Source organism: Pedobacter sp. N23S346 (assembly GCF_048515415.1).
In the GTDB taxonomy this organism is placed as follows: Bacteria; Bacteroidota; Bacteroidia; order Sphingobacteriales; family Sphingobacteriaceae; genus Pedobacter.
This window is the reverse complement of sequence record NZ_JBLYEE010000021.1, coordinates 38126-54715: the sequence shown is the minus strand read 5'-3', so window position 1 is coordinate 54715 and position 16590 is coordinate 38126. Positions and strand designations below refer to the sequence as shown.

The window sequence follows — 16590 nt, the reverse complement described above, 5'->3', positions numbered from 1 at the left end:
TTCAGTACTGGCTGTCCGGTAAAAAAAGTATTTTTGCCCATGTTGAATGTTTAAGTGTGGTAACTCAAATATCAACACTAAAAAGGGGAAGCCAAAAGCAACCCCTTTTATTTTATCAAAAAAAAATCTTTACCGGACAACAATGAACTTGATTCAGGATCTACCAAGATAGGTGCTGAACTAAATTTACTGCGTAGCTTTCCGCTGCGCTACAGGTCAGCATGATGAATCGGTTAATACATCTCCCGAGAAATCCATTTTGCAAAGAATCGTCCTCCTGAACTTGATTCAGAATCTTACCGAAGATAGGTGCTGAACTAAATTTACTACGTAGCTTTCCGCTGCGCTACAGGTCAGCATGACGAATCGGTTAGTATATCCCTCGAGAAATCCATTTTGAGACGAATCGTCCTCTTGAACTTGATTCAGGATCTACCAAGATAGGTGCTGAACTAAATACCAAAACCAGTTATTTAAAAATTGAAAGTTTAGCGAGACACTAAGACCAGAAAGTTCCTCACAAAGACGGAGCTAAAAATTTAAAAAACAACATTACAATATCCCACCAGTCCTCATCACATCCATAATCGATGGAAACGTATTTTTCACCACAGGCGCAAGATGATTTTTATCCAGCCAAACCGCCTCATCAATTCCCTCCTCCTTTTGTGGAATTAATTTTGGTTCGCCCTTAACCGTCATTTTATACCAGTTGGTTTTTTTGATCACCATTTTTGATCCATTCTGATAAACATGGTACGTTTTACAGAGCTTCTTTTCACGTTTTAAAACCTTTATTCCGCACTCCTCTTCCACTTCACGAACAGCAGCTTCTTTCATTTTTTCGCCCAATTCGAGCTTACCTTTGGGCAAATCCCATTTCTTATTTCTAAAAATAAAAAGATAATTTCCATTTGCACTCTCTACCAAACCTCCAGCAGCCTTAATGATCTCACAATTCTTTTTAAGCTTATTAAATGTTTCCTCTGGATTTTTAGTTAAAAAAAGATAGCTTTTCTTAGACCCGTTCTTTAATTTTTTATAAAATGTTTGTAAATCAAAATCTTGAAATTCAAGTTGTTGGATCTTTTCCTTCTGCTCTGGTAAAACTTCTGATATAAACAAAGTGTTATCGTTAATATAAATTCTGTAATTATTCGCCATCTATTTCTAAATATATTTAAATGAAGCTTTTTGAATTTTTGTAGAAAAAATATACCCCTCTAGAATGAATCTGAAAGGGGTTTTTATTTGGATTTTCTACAAATTTTCTACAAAAAATCTAAATTTTATAAAGTGCTAATATAGCAGACATAAATTAAACGTGACTATATTTCTTCTTTTCTATTTTATCAACTATTAACATTTCTAATCTTTAAATGCGCCTCTAAATTAATTACTGTTTGGAGATGTATTTAATTCCCCAATGAATGGCATATTTTGGCAAAAATTAAATTATGGATATCACTACCATCTAAACGATAATAATCCCCATCACGCTTTTGAATATAACCTTTGAATGTTTTATTAATCATCACCCTAAAAAGAAACTTATCTCCTTTCACGCCATCAATGGTAATTACATCTCCACCTATCTTGATTTGTTTTTGCTCTGTTGCTGCTTTATTATCCATTATTTCAATTTTGGTTTAGCTTTTTCTTGATAGTATAGAATTACTTTCTTATTAAATTCCTCTATCCTATCAAGTAATTCCTGTGTTTCATTTTTGTGTTTTTCCTCTAATTCGCCTACTTGTTTGAATGCTGCTGTAATTCCACTTCGTGGGTCTCGAATTGAAATATTTGCTAGAAAATCTAACATTTTAATACTATTAAAATCTTTATCGTGAAAGGCATTATAAAATTCATCCGGTGTCCACCATTTTCTGGAAGTCTTGTTGAATATCCAACAATAGTTATCCCTTGCTTCTCTACATACAATATGTACATCGGTAAAGCGTGATGTTTTTGGTGGAACAAAATTATAACCATTATTCATAATGCAAATTTTACTAATATTTTTAGTAAAAACAAAATGAGTTATAAACATTATATTTGAGTATGAGTGACAAAATAAAATTAGTAGAGAAATATATTGGTTCAGCTTATGAAGCAATTGTATTTCTAAATCAAAGTTTTTATGAGCTTTCAATTTTAAATCAAAACAGAAAAGGATATGAGCTGGAATTTCTAAAGGATATGTTTTTTATAAAATATCACTATGCGATGAAGGGAGTTTTCATTCTAGAATATTGTAAATTGCTAGAAACTGATACAACAGATGGAAGTGAAAACATTGCTTCTTTAGCTAAATTGAATTGGAAAATTAAATCAAATAATGATAAAACACATATTAGATACAACGATGTGTCAGTTTCATTGCTTACACTATTAAACACTGATTTTTATAAGAAAATTAAAAAGCTAAGGGATAAAAAAGTAGCACACTCTGGAAATCACTTTCCAACATTTAACATACCTCAATTTAGTGATGAAGAATTGGCAGATGCAAAGTTGCATGTTGAAATACTAAATGCTGTATTCAAAACTTGTACCGAACATTTTCAGGTTGAATATCCAATCCATAATGAAGATTCCACAGAACGATTCATTACCGAATATTCTAATTACTGGGAAGAATTCGATAAAAATAACGAAAACAGTATATTTAATAGGAAAACATAACTGACTACCTTTTAAATAAAAACGCCAATAAACAAACCACCAGAACCACAAAACTAATCATAAACAAATAATTCGCTTTTTGTACATCCTTTTCAACTTTAGATTTTGATGCTTTTACTTTTGATTTATCTTTCAAAGTTGCTTTAACTAACACTTTTGAACTATCAATTTTTGAGGTATCTATATTAATTGCCTTATTTGTTGTAGATTTCTTAATTGAAATCTCACTAAAGGGTACATCTTCAACTGAATTTTTGCTTTTAATCTTCGCAGTGAGCTGTCCATTTTTACCATTCTGATAAATGGTCACTGAAACATTTTTATCGCTTACATCAACTAATTTAAGTGCTGTATCACCACGCAATGTTGCTGTTGAATCGATTCTAAAGTTTGCCGTTAGTTCAATGTTTACTGGTTTTTTTATTGAGATTTCTTCAACCGTTGAAGATTCAACTACATTGGTTTTTCCTAGTTTAACGGCTTTAGATTCTTCAACAATCTCGTTAGTTGATTCAATATGATTTTCAATCTTGAGTTCAGATTGATTTTTAAGTAATTTTTTATGGGTTGTGCAACCACCAAATAGTAAAAAGATGATTGCTATGATTATAAAATTTCTCATAGTTTTTTATTTTTTGGCTTGATAGTTATAATAGCATCCTTACCTCTTATATCAAGTATATCTTTTAATTCCTGATAGTTTTTATCAGTTCTAGTCAACAATAATTTTTGAAGCGAATCAATCAATACCTGTTGCCTTCTGATTTCAGCATCAGATTTAATTGAAGCTTCCTTCAACCAAGTGGCTTTAACAATGTCTGAATTCTTTATGTGGTTGTTCAAATACTCAATTCGTTCATCCTGATTCTTTTTAACATCATTATTATTTTTTATAATTATTCCAAAAAGAGAACAAATAGCTATTAGTAATGCTATCAGCGCATATTGCCAAGGGAATTTTGAAAATAGCTTAAGGTTTTTTTCATCTAATTTAATTGCCATTTAAGATTGAAATAATTTGAATTCTCGCTTTCTGCGATTAACCAGAACTGGTAATACTTTTCCACCGCCTTTTTTCCAAAGATTGAATTGGGCCTGTATTTCTTCTGCAGATGCCTTGGAATTGATTTTCTTCAACAAGGTTGAATTAAGGAATGCACCAGTACCGATATTGTAACATAGCGATACCAAAGCATTGAATTGATTTTGGGTTAGTGGAAGTTTAACACCTTTACTAACGGCAGCTTCATAGTCTTTAATTTTGACAGCAAATAGCTTGTTAGCTTCTGCTAATGAAAGCTTATCACCTTCTTTAACTGGCGAACCATCCAACATATAAGTATTACCAAATGCAATAGTCCACTTACCTATCTGGTCCCTATAGGCGTTTAATCTTAATCCTTCTTCATTATGCAAAAATGCTATCCCTTTACTATCTAAATTCATCGGTGTTTTACCGATAAATATTATTGTAAAAGTTATCTATGAAACCCAATCTGACAAATTCTAATCTTAACGATTCGGTATATAATGGAAGGAACAATGAGCATTTAGAAATTTTACTAACAATTGAAATTATGAGTTTCTTATTTCCAAGTCTTTTAACAGACGAATAAAAAAAAAGCCCTATTAGTTGAATAATAGGGCTTATTAGCATTAATTAACATTTAACTATCTAAATAATATAGTCATGTAATATGCCTAGTAAAAGAGCAACATCTTTAACAAGATTAGGAATCCAATTAAGATGTTTAAAACTACCACTTGTTTGAGCAGTAGTTTCTTCTTTGTTTTGTACTGTGCAAACACTATGTTTGTAGTACAGTTCATCTGGTAGTTCATCTCTACCAAATGTTAGGGTTAATGTTAATTTATACATCAAGTTACTTAGCCAAAGTTTTAGAAAAGCCAACACGTCGAATGTTGGCTTTTTTCTTTAGCGTTAACACAAATATATAGTTCATAGACTTATGTTGAGCTTCAAACTTCTTAACACTACTTTGATTCTGGTGGAGAATTCAATGTGTTAAATGAAATCGTTAAAATTTATTTTAATTATTTGTTAAAATTTATTTTAATTACCAAAAGAAACTCTTTTGATAAAACCATAGTACAAGTGTTCTATACAACCCTTATCACAAAAACAAACAACTATCTATAATTCAGTCAATTGAAAACTCAAGGACACTTAAAAAAAGTAGTCTTTTTTTGAGTTAAAACTCTAAATTTCAACTTCATAAACATGAATTAAATATCTTGATAAAATAAGTGTTAATAACTTTACATAGAACTAATAAAAAAGCCCTGCTAACTTTATAACAGGGCTGTAATCTCTATTACAATTCTATTGGTATTACTTCTTCAATTATCATACCTGTCACTGCTAACCTGTATGCTGGTGTTAAATTAGATAACACCAAATTGATATCAGTTGGTAATATATTTACAGGTGTTGCAGTTGTTGCAAAACCAGAACCAGTTTTTTCAAACGCAGTTGGTTTTAGATTCTGGAATGTTCCAACGTTTGGCGACATCTCTCTTATTAAACCAACATTGAATTCAGATTTATTAATATTCCATGATACTGATTTAGTGCCATTTGTTGTTTCAATATGATAGGTGCTAGATGGTTCAGTCTCCCATTCAATTGGCACAACGCTAAACCACATATTATACTGCTTCGAGGTATCTAGACCTGATAAATTGAAAGCAATCTTTGACGCCCAATCAGCAATGTAAGCTCCTGACCTTCTTGTTTCATAAGGGAACATATCCAAATTAATTGGCGATACCGCTGCATGGCTAAATGTTGGAAAACCTTCACTATCCCATTTATTAAAAAAGACCGGGTAATCCGAGAATGGTAACAAGAATCTCCAATTAGTGGCGTTGCCATTTACATCAACTAATGCACCTTGGAATTGATTACTCTCATTATCCTTCGCAGGTATGACAATATCATTCCATATATCACCATTATGAACAATTTCATTTTCCAATGAACCAACACCAGCATTAATAAAATTTAGTCTAGCCTTCTTGGATAGTAAAGATGGGCTGTTAGCGTTATTAGCAACCGCCAAATCATTTACTGTTACTGTTTTCAATTCAGTATCCTTATCACAAATCGCACCTGCAATACCATCATAATTTAATGCTGGTGTAGCTGATTGTGATACCCTATTAATTACAACTTCAACTAATGTATCATCACCAATAGCTAGTCTGGTTTCAACCACATTTACAACATTACCAGCATCAGTTATTAAGAATGCGGATTCATTATTTGCAACATTTTTCACAGGTTGAGACATCCTCACATAAATAATATCACCAATAAAATTGGTTTTTGCATTAAGGATTGTTGGTGCATCATTAGAACCTTGTGTATCGGTTGAAGCATTAGCAATAGCTGGTTGAGATAAGATATTAGACCCTAATGCAGCTACTATTTTATAGTAATAATTAGTGGCAGCAAAAAGCTGGCTATCTGTATATATTCTTTCGGTCTTTTCAATGGTCGCAATTTTGTTAAATGTACCATTCAAACTCAAAGCTCTATAAATAATAAACTTATCAATCTTTGCTTCATCGGCATATTCCCAAGCCAATTCAATTGTTGAAGTACTAGCGTTAGTTGAATGGAAATTGGTTGGAACTGTGACCACACCCAAAGTTGATGCACCATAAGTAACAGTCATTTCACTTTGGCTTGCACCATCTTCTAATTGAATTCTGAAAAAATAGTTGGTATTCGGCAATAGACCAGATACTGTATATTCCCCATTAGTTAAAACGGTGTTATTGGCAATAGTATAACCTTCATTAGCTTTGTCACTTACAAAAATCTTGGTCTTGTGGGTGTTTCCAACGTTGTTATCTCTCCAAGCTAACTTGATTGCTGACTGGCTTATTGATTGAATTTTGATTTCTTCCAATGGCTTAAGCTTTTCAACCCCTATGTTTTTTGTTTTAACAAATACAGGACATTCACCCACTTCAATATCAATAAATCTTACATTTCCGCTTGCTTGTGCTGGTACATTGGTTGATAAGCCTTTTAAGTCTTTCCTTACATCTGCACCTTCGAATGTAATCACCTCAACCATCGTTTCCGATTCATCAAGAATTACCCTAACACTTTTCTTGTCCATCAACATATCAGAATACCATATGAAAATACCTTTTTCATCATCATCTTTTTCCGCTGCAAAAGCATATAAGGTTGGGTCAACAGTTGGAATAATATTTTCCATAGTCCAATCTTCCAAACCAAGCTTAACAGCATATTTAAGAAAATAACCATTTACCTCGTTTCTGAAAGATGCTAAGTAGAAACCAGTAGTTAAATAGTGTCTATTCCAATCATTAGCACTTGTATCACCCTCGGTTAACCCATGAGTTAAGAAAGCAGCTTTATTTTTAATTGTTGGGTCTAAATCTACTAATCTTGCACCATCCTGATTTGAATACCAGAATAAGTTGATTACATCTGCACCAACATACATGTTAATAATAAGTAGTCTTAATGTCCAACATGCCTTATACCAGCTTCTTTCTACTTGTGTAGGATAGTTTGGAGAACAAGAACCGCCATAATGCTCGCTATATCCAGTTTCAGTCAACCACATCTCTTTGGTTGGCATGTAGGTATCTCTAAAATGTGGGAAATCCCATAACTTACCCTTGTGTGAATCAAATTGAGAATCTCTCTCTGGTCTTATTGCCCAGGTGTTTGCACTTCCATAAGTTGAAGGTAAGTCGCTGAATGCAACATAATGATGGTAGCTGATTACATCTAGTGGATAGTTTCCAACCCCTCTATGGTAATCCCACCATTTCATCATTTTCCAGAAATATGCAGTTTCTGGTGCTACTGTTGCAGCATTTAGAACTTGGAATGATGGGTCTGCTGCTTTTACACCATAACCTGCTCCCATTTGTCCTTTGTGACCATCATAACAAGCAGAATGTATTGCAGCACTTTCTTCTGCATTAGTCCATCTGGTTTGCGCCCAGATACTATCACGTTCATTATTTATTTCCCCATAATTAACTAAATTCAAACCAACTTCTTGGCTTTCGCTAGGTTTCAACTGCATGAAAGTTTTATCAACATTTTTGTTGTTACCTAACTTACCAGCAATATTATACCAAGTCCGAGCAATGAACTTATAATTTGATGGAATAGTTGAAACCGTTAAATTATCTCTTTCAACTGATGGGTCTAAAGGTCTTGCCTCTAATGCTTCAGCAACGGTTGCGATGTAATTTCTAAAGGTATTATATGCGGACCAGTTGTTAACGGTAAAAAGGTTGGTAACACCTGCATCTTTAAAGTTTTTAAGGTAATCCAACATTTTCCAACCATCAACGCTTTCTTCATATTTGAAAACTAAATCATTGGGTTGAATGCCTTGTACATCATCGTTCCTTTGTTGCCAGCTTGGATATTCAATATTCCAATTTGCATTATTATACCATCTTGTAACAGATGATAAACTAGCCATAATATCAACATTCTTTTCACCCAAGAATCCATTCACACCAATTCTGGCTTTCATGTCTCTGGTTGGGGTTTGGCGTTTTAACTTTAAGCCTTTAATTTCTTGTGCTTGAGACCTTACACCATAGATAGCAATTGAACCAAGATGGTATGATTTAATACCAATAGTGAAATACTTAGCATTGACCGCTAATGATGGGTTAATATCAATTTTCAACCATCCTTGTTCACCATAACTTGCTTCAATTGTACCTATAACATCCCATTGTGTACCGTTTGAAGATACTTTGAAATCCATTTTTCTTGAATCTTGTGCTAAATCATAACCCAATGATTGAACCATATTGGTATTGATATAAACCCAGATTGAAGTGATATTCCAACTACCATTTAAATCAAAAATTACTTCAGGTGAATCAAAATTATACCATCCCTTATTGTATGGATTACCCCAACTTCCACTTATAAAACCATAATTTTCTGGCACATAAGGTGGCGGAGCATCACCAGTATTGGTTGACCAAGGTGTAATGAAAGAATAGTTTACTGGGATGCCATCTGGCTCACCATCTCGGTTGCTTACACCTTCTTGTAGGGCCAATCCCCTACCATCTAGATAGAAGTTATTTTCATTCAATGCATCAGATGGTTTTTCTGTGAAAGGCATTGGAAAGAAAGAGTATGCCTTATCAGATGTATTATATAAAGGTATTAGTGAAGGAATTGCGTTTGTTTCCATGCTGTCGTGAGGTGTGAAAAAGGCTTCAATATTTGAAGGTAAGCTTTTCAACACTTTTCCTTGAACTAAATTCTCACTAATAATATTAATAAAGTACCTTTTACTTGGTAAAAGATTTTTCATTAAATAAACTTCTTCCTCACCAGATGCTTTTGGCTTAATCTTTAACCTGGTATTAGGCATCTGCAATATTTGACTTGTTGGCAAGTTGGAAGTCAGCATCACTTCTGAACATACTAGATAGTAAGCAGTAGCTTTTAAATTTGGTCTGTTAGCATCGGCAACTGGTGCGCTCCATTTAATTTTTACATCAGTGGTATTAACATACTCAATTTGCAAATCATCAATTGGAAGTGGTGCAACATCAGGCAATGCAGGATTAAGCACATTACATTGCCAGTATACTTTTTCATCATCAATTACAAACGATAATTCAGAGGTAACATTTGGGGTTAAGTCAATAGTTACATTACCAACGTTGTTAGCTGCTAAGGTTACAATGTGACCACCAACATTATCTTGTTTTACCAATAAAATGCCTTTTCTACCAGCTTTTTTATCTCTTATATCAAGTAATAAATCTTTCTTTAATATTAATTTCTTCATTTTATTTAAATAAATAGTGTGCTATCTTCTGGGGTTATATAGATGAATCCATCATCACCTACAATCTCATAAAGCGCATTCACAGACTCTTTTATTTCATTTGCATCTCTCGCTGAAAATATTTCGATGGGAGCTACAGGATTTGCAGCATCTTGTGCTACCTGTTTATTTGTATAGTTTATTTTAGGCATGTTTATGTGGCTTTTAGAACCATCCCCAAAGTATAGTTGAACCCATTTTTATTTGTATCAACCCACTCTGGTGGTGAAATAAGTGATGGTACTATTGAAGCATCTATCTCACTTATCAATTGTAAGGCTGTACCAGCAAATGTTAGAGTCCTTTGATTTGAAGTCTCATTGACTTCACCATTAACATCTTTAAGAGTTAAATTGCCATCAAGCCCGATAATCAACCATTCACCGTTTTTAGTTTTATTTAAGAAAACCACAGGTGTACTAATTAAAGCATTAACAAACATTTTGTTCTTAGCTGAAATTGTCATCAGGGTTAAGGTAAATTCTTGATTGATTTCAACTGAACCATTATCAAATACAGTTACCATTTCTTTCAATAATGCAGATTTATTGGCATTCTGGATTTCGACAAAATTCCTTTGGTTTTTCATTTTTAATGATGTAACCACACCATCAACCTCAATGTATTCAGCATCCCCAAGAAGTGATAACTTCAAATCATGGTAGGCAATAACATAAATCTTTGATAAGCCATTTCTGGTAGGTTTACATGCCTTAAGGCTCGCAGCAATTGAGTTACAAATCATATTATAAATATTATTGGCTAATCGGTATTGAATTGCTGCAAGATTTTCTGAATCCTGTCATTGTAATAGTGAAGGTTACACCGCTAACCCTATCGCCAAATGAGTCAGTGAAGGGTTTGATAGTGACATTGCTTACCAGTTCTAATTCTTCAAATTTTGAAGTATCCTCAAACCAGTTAATAAGGTCATCAGCAATTGAATTACAATCATTTATAATAGTTAATTCGCTTTCATCTGTTGATAAGTCAGCAATAATTATTTCATATCGATAAGCATCTTCACCACCCCTAACCACTTTATCAAGATATTCAATATTCGCAAGCGGATACATGATATTAGCTTTGCCAGTTATATCTTTTTTATCACCAACAAGTATGGTATTAATTTGGAAATGGCTTGAAAAGAACTCGTTTAAAAGGTTTAAATATGTAAATAGATTAACCATTAGTATCTTCTATAGTAACCTGTCTTATAGGCTCTGGAATTGTTATATTCGTTAGAATAATCTGCAACATCTGGTAAGTAAATACCTAGAGTTGATGAAGTAGTATCTTCATTTATGGAAGTCGTTGTTTCGCTGTTTGAATCGCATTGAAAGTGTTCAATTAACCGCCTTTTGTAACCTTCAAATTTTTCTCTATAGTAGTTTTTGAATGATTCAAGTTCAGAACCTGATACAGAACCTAGGTTTGCATCTGTGGCTTTATTTAAACCTTTATTATTTAATTTGAAATGAAGTGGAACAACACTATAGACTAAAGTTCCATAAATTAAATATGGTTTTATAAACTCATTGATAATGGTTTTATGTTCATCAGTTAATGTTTGACCAACAATTTCATTTTCTAAAGTTTTATAGAGTTTAGCACCAATTAAGGGTTCTAATTCTAGTTCTTGAACTTCGAGTAAAGCACCAGTAATTGTTTTTTCATCAGTGTTGGTGGCTATTAGAGATTTTTCTTTAACCTCTGTCATGCCGATAAATAGTACTTTTTTCATTATTTCTTTTTCTCCTTTCTAATCACCTGTACACGTTTGAAATAATGCCTACAATATGGTGTGGTTTCACCCGTTTCTGAATTGGTATAATATCCACCTGCATAGGTAAAAATGTCATATCCAAATGTTTCAGCCATAGTTTGAACATCTTCTCGAGAGAATAATTTTTCAACTTCACATAATTTCTGGCAAAATGCTCTTGATGTAGCTAATATCTTTTCACCTTTGATATTTGGTCTTTTCTCATAGGAATACATCACTTCAACTTTTCTTTCTGGCTCGTTTGGAGACTTTTTAATAGGTGTTACCTTGATTTTACCATCTTCAATATTTGTATTGACTACATTAGCCTTAGTTAAGGCATTAAGGGTATTAATTATTTCTTGTGAGGTAACTGAAATACCTAATTCTTTCTTGATTTCAGCTCGCAAATCTGATACTGTTTTATCAGCTAATTCTGATTTGGTTAAATAATTGGCAACATCTGAATCATCATCAAATTGAAGTTCCATTTGCTTTTGATTAGAAAAATCTTCTGGTAAGTATTCTTTTAGAATTTCAAAGTCTGCTTTGGCATGGCCTTTGTCTTTTATTTTATCGAAATCCTCATTTGAAAGTTCATGTTTTACCAATTTTGAATCAGTTGAAAAGTTAGATGGTGCTGGAACAGATGAACCAATCAACTTATCACCATCAGCAATTTTAGGTAAGCCAGCTTCTACCCTTAATTCATTAATGGTATAGATTTTTTCCTTAGTTGAATCAGCTAAAACAGGTGCAAATAGCTTTAATTTATCCTTAAAGACTAGCTTTGGAATTCCTGTAAATTCAGTGAATAGTTTATTTAAACCTGATTCAATTTGATTCCTGGCATTCTTAACATAACCATCCTTGAATAACTGATAAGCATTTTCAAGTTCTGTGGAATTACCTAATGAACCTTCTTTTTCAATTCCAAATAATAACGATGATGTACCTTGATGTGCAGATAGAATATTTCTTTCTGTTTTTTTAATTACTTCAATTAACTTGGAAGCATAGTCATCGCTTGGTACAGATGATATTTGTAAGCCTTTAGCGCTAGCATCATTTGTATTGTAATCAAGAATAAATTTTAACCCATCAACACCGCTCAATGCATCAGTGAACTTTCTGTTTGCCAATCTCATCTGGTCATCAGATGGCACGCCCTTAAAACTTGAAATAATATGAGCTGGTGAAAAACCACCTTGAATATTATTCTGGAAAAATTCATTAATCAAAGTATCGGTAACAATACTTTCAATCGCTCCGCTATAATCTAATTCACCAAATACATTATTTACTGATGGTGTGTAATTGGAATAATAAAACATCTTTGACTTACCATCCTGATTATTACCAACTATGTATCTATCAAAAGTTGAAAGGTTTCTGGTATTTAGTTGCCAATCATCAGTGGTAAAGAATTTTGATTTATTTTTATTTGGTCTGACATGATGCAACGGTACATGATAAAATTCTTTAGGTTGATTAAGAACATTATAAACCACTTCAACCGCAAAAGCATTGAATAAAACATAGTCAATAACTATTTTCTGTACAAATTCAGCAAGTGTATCAATCGGATTAACTTTAACATTTCCAATATTCTGTCCATTGGAATCAACCAGACCATCCCCAAATATGTAATCAGATTTGCTTATGCAAATACCCTTGTGCATTGCACTTTTATTGAAAATCTTCAATAAAAAATTAGGGTAAAGATTATCCTCTCCCCATTTTGAATACTTATTGGAATCTTTAAATGTTAATTCTGTTGGTAAAGGGGTAATTGATTTTGCAAAATTGATAAGTTGTAAACCTAAATCCTGTGGTTTATCTGCCATTGTATACTATATATTCATCATCTTCTGGTGATTCGGGCATGAAAATTTGCTCGTTATCGGTTTCAATTCCCTTTACATATAGTTTACCGCTGGTTACTACTAAGGCATCTTTAAAGATGTTATATGAGTAAAAACCAGATGGTACTGCATCAAATAATTCAGTAGTTAATTGATACATAAAGTATCTTTCTGAATCAGTTGATAGGTTGTTATCTAAATTGAAATGAAATGATTCCTTGGATGAATCACCAGTTATTTTTAATAGAAATGAACCATCTACATTGAAGTGATTGGCACTAAAAACTATCCTTTGGGTTGGTTTTATTTTATCTATTAAAATCATATTTACTTTTTGAATAAATATTATTTCTTGGCTCCTATATCAATAAAAAAACCCCTACCAAGAACTGATAGAGGTTGAAGAAAATGAAGATTTATTCTCTTTGGGAAAGGTTAAAGTAAAGCGATTAAAGCGGGAACAATTGTTTTATCAACTTCTGGGATTAACCCATCAATGTTACCACTGAAAGTTAATGCTCTTAAGTTGTTAGCGTCATCGAGAGTACCTTCTGCACTTCTCAATTCAAATTCACCATCTAAACCGATTGCAACCCATACACCACTTCTTAATTGAACTAATGCAACTACAGGCACACCAATTAAAGATTCGGTGAAAGATTTGTTTTTAGCTCCGAAATTGTCAATTGAAAGCGTGAATTCAGCGGTAAAATCAACAGAACCATTATCATTAATAGTAGTAGTTTCTTTTAGACCACCAGTTTTTTTGGTTTGGTCAACTTTAACAAATGATTTACCAACTGTTTTGCCTATTTCGTTTACAATTCCATCAACAGATGTAGCATATACATCAGTACTACCACTAACTGGTAGCAAGTCATGATAGCCAATCATGTAGATTTTGTTCAAACCATTTTGGGTAAATTTTCCGCAATCATGTAGGAATGCAGATATTGATTTACAAGCCATTTTTTATTAAATTATTTTAAGAGGGGTTACCGAGATCTCGGTAACCCCTTTAGTTCTTTTCAGAAAATATTAGGTAATCTTAGCGTGACCAATTTCAATTGGGTACACGATAGTATATCCTATGCTAAAACTTGAATCGAGATTTACTGAATCAGTTTCTCTTGAATACCATTTTTCCATTTCAATTGCATCCATCTCACCACCTGCACGAAGATTCCTCATTCGAGTTGCAACAACTTCACCAGTACCATTTAATCCATCAACTACTGCTAATTTTCCAGTTGTACCAAATAATTCTGTTTCAGCTTGCGGAGTGAATAAGTTCTTTTCAGCTAATTCTGCTTTGTAAGAATTAAAAATATCTTTACCAATGAAGATTCTAAAATCTTCTGCACCTGATACCTCGATTGGCATACCAGCAAAAACTTTTTGAAGTTTTGCGGTTACCGTTGAACCAGTTACACCAGATAAATTGATATGCTCTGGTGCAGCTTTGATTTGCTTTAAATAACCATCAGCAAATTTCATGTTAGTAGTACCAGTTAAGGTAACATCACCAACCCATGTTAATTTCTCTACAACACTTGCAGTGTTACTTGAAACAAGATTACCAATCGTGTCTAAAAACAATGCATCATCATATTTAGTACCTTTCATGGTTGCTTTCATATCCTCTACTGCATAAGTCTTTAACAAATCTTTAACACAGTAATTAGTATTGATTTTGATATCATTAACCGTTAATTTAGCTTGTGATAATGTTGCACCACCCATTGGATTTCTTCCACACGTTGAACCATCTTGGAAGTAAACATCTACATCAATTAATTGAACTGCCTGAGTACCTTTTGCTGTTGGGTCAAACGAACCAGCAGATGTTAAAAGGTCAATAGTTTGAGAGCCTAGGATGCTCTTGTACATAAACTCACGTGATTGTTCACTGGTATATGCTGGTAAACCTGAAATATTATATCCCATTTTTTAAACTATTCTATCTTGCTTTAAAGGCTCTTGCAAGTGCCTTAAATTTATCTTCAACAGTGTCTTCTAATTCAACACGTGCATCTGTTTTTGAAAACTCCGTTGGGATGTTTTCTAATTTTTTGAACTCTTCTTTTAGTTCTGTTTGAAATTTTGCTAAGTCTTCTTTGGTTGGAAGGGCAGAAAAATCACCTTTAAGTTTTTTGATTTCCTCTTTCAAGTCTTCAATCTCTTTCAGTAATTCAGCTTCTTTATCAGCTGGTTTATCTTCTGCAACTGGTGCATCTTCTTCAACCGCTAAGGCTTCTTCAACGACTACTTCTTCTGCTGGTGTTTCAAAGATTTCAGAAATCTTACCTTCTTTAACCTCGAATGAAGCACCAGAATCAGTTGTGTATTTACCATCCGCAGCAGCCACTGAACCAGTTGAACTGGATGTATATACATCCGCACCAACTACTAATTCAGCATACTCAATGGTTGCATCTGAATCTTTCAGCTTTTCACTTTTGAACTGAGTAGAAAAATTCAATACTTTATTTAATTTGGTTATTAGGTCTTTGAACATATTTTCTAAATATTTTTAGATAAATATTATTTCACTTTACAGATTCAAAATCTTGATGATAGAATCCAATTCAGATTCTAATTCTTTGGAGAATGAGATAAGGTCCTTAGATGGAATAAGCTTGTTGAATTGAAAGTCAATCATCTTTTCAGTGTCAATGAATTCAAAAATGCCCTCAATACTGAATCCTGTTTTCTTACCAGATTTAATTTCCTTCCATACCTCTGCATCCTCAACCTTCACACCTACTATCCAAGTACCATTTGGTACATCAATACCTTTAGGTGCGGTAATACCTTTATCTAAATCAGTGATGTAAGATTGAAATACATAGCTATTAGCATTTACAGTAGAATGTTCAAGATTTAAATTTTTATTAAATCCTTTTTTTGAAAATACTTGGGCTATTTCCCTAATAGTTTTTTCTGAAAATTGCACTGCGAACTCACCAACCTTTTCATCAAACCTATATATAGGTACATTTGGAATCATCGCAGCACCTATCAATTCCATTTTCTCATCAGATGATAGGTTAAACTTTTGATGTCTATTCTGCTTTAGCTCATCCGAGAATGCAATAAAAGAACTTTCTATTGCTGGGCTTTCAACTATTGAAATTGCTGATACAAATGATTGATTTTCTGGGTCAATTTCAAGTTGAATAAGAGGTAATTTTTTTATCATTTATCGTTTCCGATAAATATTATGGTGAAAAATAAAAAGTGATACATATAAACGGCAAAACCAAATTTCCAAAAATGCAAAACCAAATTTCCAACAACATTTATTCATCCCATTAATTATCAATTGTTTATACAAATTCAAAGGACACTTGGAGTACATCCAACGGTACATCCAACGGACTTT

Annotated in this window: 18 protein-coding genes; 1 reads left to right on the top strand and 17 read right to left on the bottom strand. The window is 33.0% G+C overall.

The features are described from left to right. Positions 1-552: 552 nt before the first annotated feature. The 3 genes from ACN1CD_RS22930 to ACN1CD_RS22920 all read right to left on the bottom strand — a co-directional run bounded on the left by ACN1CD_RS22930 (position 553) and on the right by ACN1CD_RS22920 (position 1999). Positions 553-1164 carry an NUDIX domain-containing protein gene (locus tag ACN1CD_RS22930; protein ID WP_419132755.1) on the bottom strand — a complete coding sequence of 204 codons (612 nt, stop codon included), beginning with the start codon at positions 1162-1164 and terminating at the stop codon, positions 553-555. Positions 1165-1415: 251 nt separating this feature from the next. Then, positions 1416-1634, bottom strand: a complete 219-nt coding sequence (locus tag ACN1CD_RS22925) for a hypothetical protein (RefSeq protein WP_419132754.1) — start codon at positions 1632-1634, stop codon at positions 1416-1418. Next, positions 1634-1999 carry a hypothetical protein gene (locus ACN1CD_RS22920; RefSeq protein ID WP_419132753.1) on the bottom strand — a complete coding sequence of 122 codons (366 nt, stop codon included), beginning with the start codon at positions 1997-1999 and terminating at the stop codon, positions 1634-1636. Before ACN1CD_RS22920 ends, ACN1CD_RS22925 begins: the two co-directional genes overlap by 1 nt. 62 nt (positions 2000-2061) lie before the next feature. On the opposite strand from ACN1CD_RS22920, the gene ACN1CD_RS22915 reads away from it, so the two are divergent. Then, positions 2062-2685, top strand: a complete 624-nt coding sequence (locus ACN1CD_RS22915; RefSeq protein ID WP_419132752.1) for a hypothetical protein — start codon at positions 2062-2064, stop codon at positions 2683-2685. A gap of 4 nt (positions 2686-2689) precedes the next feature. Here ACN1CD_RS22915 and ACN1CD_RS22910 read toward each other — a convergent pair whose 3' ends face one another. From ACN1CD_RS22910 to ACN1CD_RS22845, 14 genes are all read right to left on the bottom strand, one after another. Continuing rightward, the gene (locus ACN1CD_RS22910; RefSeq protein ID WP_419132751.1) at positions 2690-3307 is read right to left on the bottom strand and encodes a hypothetical protein; all 618 of its coding nucleotides are present in this window, start codon (positions 3305-3307) and stop codon (positions 2690-2692) included. Further along, positions 3304-3687, bottom strand: a complete 384-nt coding sequence (locus ACN1CD_RS22905; RefSeq protein ID WP_419132750.1) for a hypothetical protein — start codon at positions 3685-3687, stop codon at positions 3304-3306. Before ACN1CD_RS22905 ends, ACN1CD_RS22910 begins: the two co-directional genes overlap by 4 nt. Next, positions 3688-4131, bottom strand: coding sequence for a lysozyme (locus ACN1CD_RS22900; RefSeq protein WP_419132749.1), 444 nt, complete (start codon positions 4129-4131; stop codon positions 3688-3690). Between the two features lie 890 nt (positions 4132-5021). Next, complete coding sequence (locus ACN1CD_RS22895; protein WP_419132748.1) at positions 5022-9536, bottom strand: fibronectin type III domain-containing protein; 4515 nt, start codon at positions 9534-9536, stop codon at positions 5022-5024. 5 nt (positions 9537-9541) lie between these two features. Beyond that, positions 9542-9727, bottom strand: coding sequence for a hypothetical protein (locus ACN1CD_RS22890; protein WP_419132747.1), 186 nt, complete (start codon positions 9725-9727; stop codon positions 9542-9544). A gap of 2 nt (positions 9728-9729) precedes the next feature. Further along, positions 9730-10320 (bottom strand): hypothetical protein, encoded by a 591-nt coding sequence (locus tag ACN1CD_RS22885; protein WP_419132746.1) that lies wholly within the window; start codon positions 10318-10320, stop codon positions 9730-9732. Between the two features lie 10 nt (positions 10321-10330). Next, positions 10331-10765: a hypothetical protein gene (locus ACN1CD_RS22880; RefSeq protein WP_419132745.1), complete on the bottom strand. Its 435-nt coding sequence runs from the start codon at positions 10763-10765 to the stop codon at positions 10331-10333. Next, positions 10765-11319 carry a hypothetical protein gene (locus ACN1CD_RS22875; RefSeq protein WP_419132744.1) on the bottom strand — a complete coding sequence of 185 codons (555 nt, stop codon included), beginning with the start codon at positions 11317-11319 and terminating at the stop codon, positions 10765-10767. Before ACN1CD_RS22875 ends, ACN1CD_RS22880 begins: the two co-directional genes overlap by 1 nt. Further along, positions 11319-13187, bottom strand: coding sequence for a hypothetical protein (locus tag ACN1CD_RS22870; RefSeq protein ID WP_419132743.1), 1869 nt, complete (start codon positions 13185-13187; stop codon positions 11319-11321). The genes ACN1CD_RS22875 and ACN1CD_RS22870 overlap by 1 nt, the downstream gene beginning before the upstream one ends. Further along, positions 13177-13530, bottom strand: a complete 354-nt coding sequence (locus ACN1CD_RS22865; RefSeq protein ID WP_419132742.1) for a hypothetical protein — start codon at positions 13528-13530, stop codon at positions 13177-13179. Before ACN1CD_RS22865 ends, ACN1CD_RS22870 begins: the two co-directional genes overlap by 11 nt. 110 nt (positions 13531-13640) lie before the next feature. Continuing rightward, positions 13641-14174 (bottom strand): hypothetical protein, encoded by a 534-nt coding sequence (locus ACN1CD_RS22860; RefSeq protein WP_419132741.1) that lies wholly within the window; start codon positions 14172-14174, stop codon positions 13641-13643. A gap of 69 nt (positions 14175-14243) precedes the next feature. After that, positions 14244-15152 carry a hypothetical protein gene (locus ACN1CD_RS22855; RefSeq protein ID WP_419132740.1) on the bottom strand — a complete coding sequence of 303 codons (909 nt, stop codon included), beginning with the start codon at positions 15150-15152 and terminating at the stop codon, positions 14244-14246. Positions 15153-15165: 13 nt separating this feature from the next. Further along, positions 15166-15723, bottom strand: coding sequence for a hypothetical protein (locus tag ACN1CD_RS22850; protein WP_419132739.1), 558 nt, complete (start codon positions 15721-15723; stop codon positions 15166-15168). Between the two features lie 36 nt (positions 15724-15759). Beyond that, the gene (locus ACN1CD_RS22845; protein ID WP_419132738.1) at positions 15760-16407 is read right to left on the bottom strand and encodes an XkdF-like putative serine protease domain-containing protein; all 648 of its coding nucleotides are present in this window, start codon (positions 16405-16407) and stop codon (positions 15760-15762) included. Positions 16408-16590: the final 183 nt, after the last annotated feature.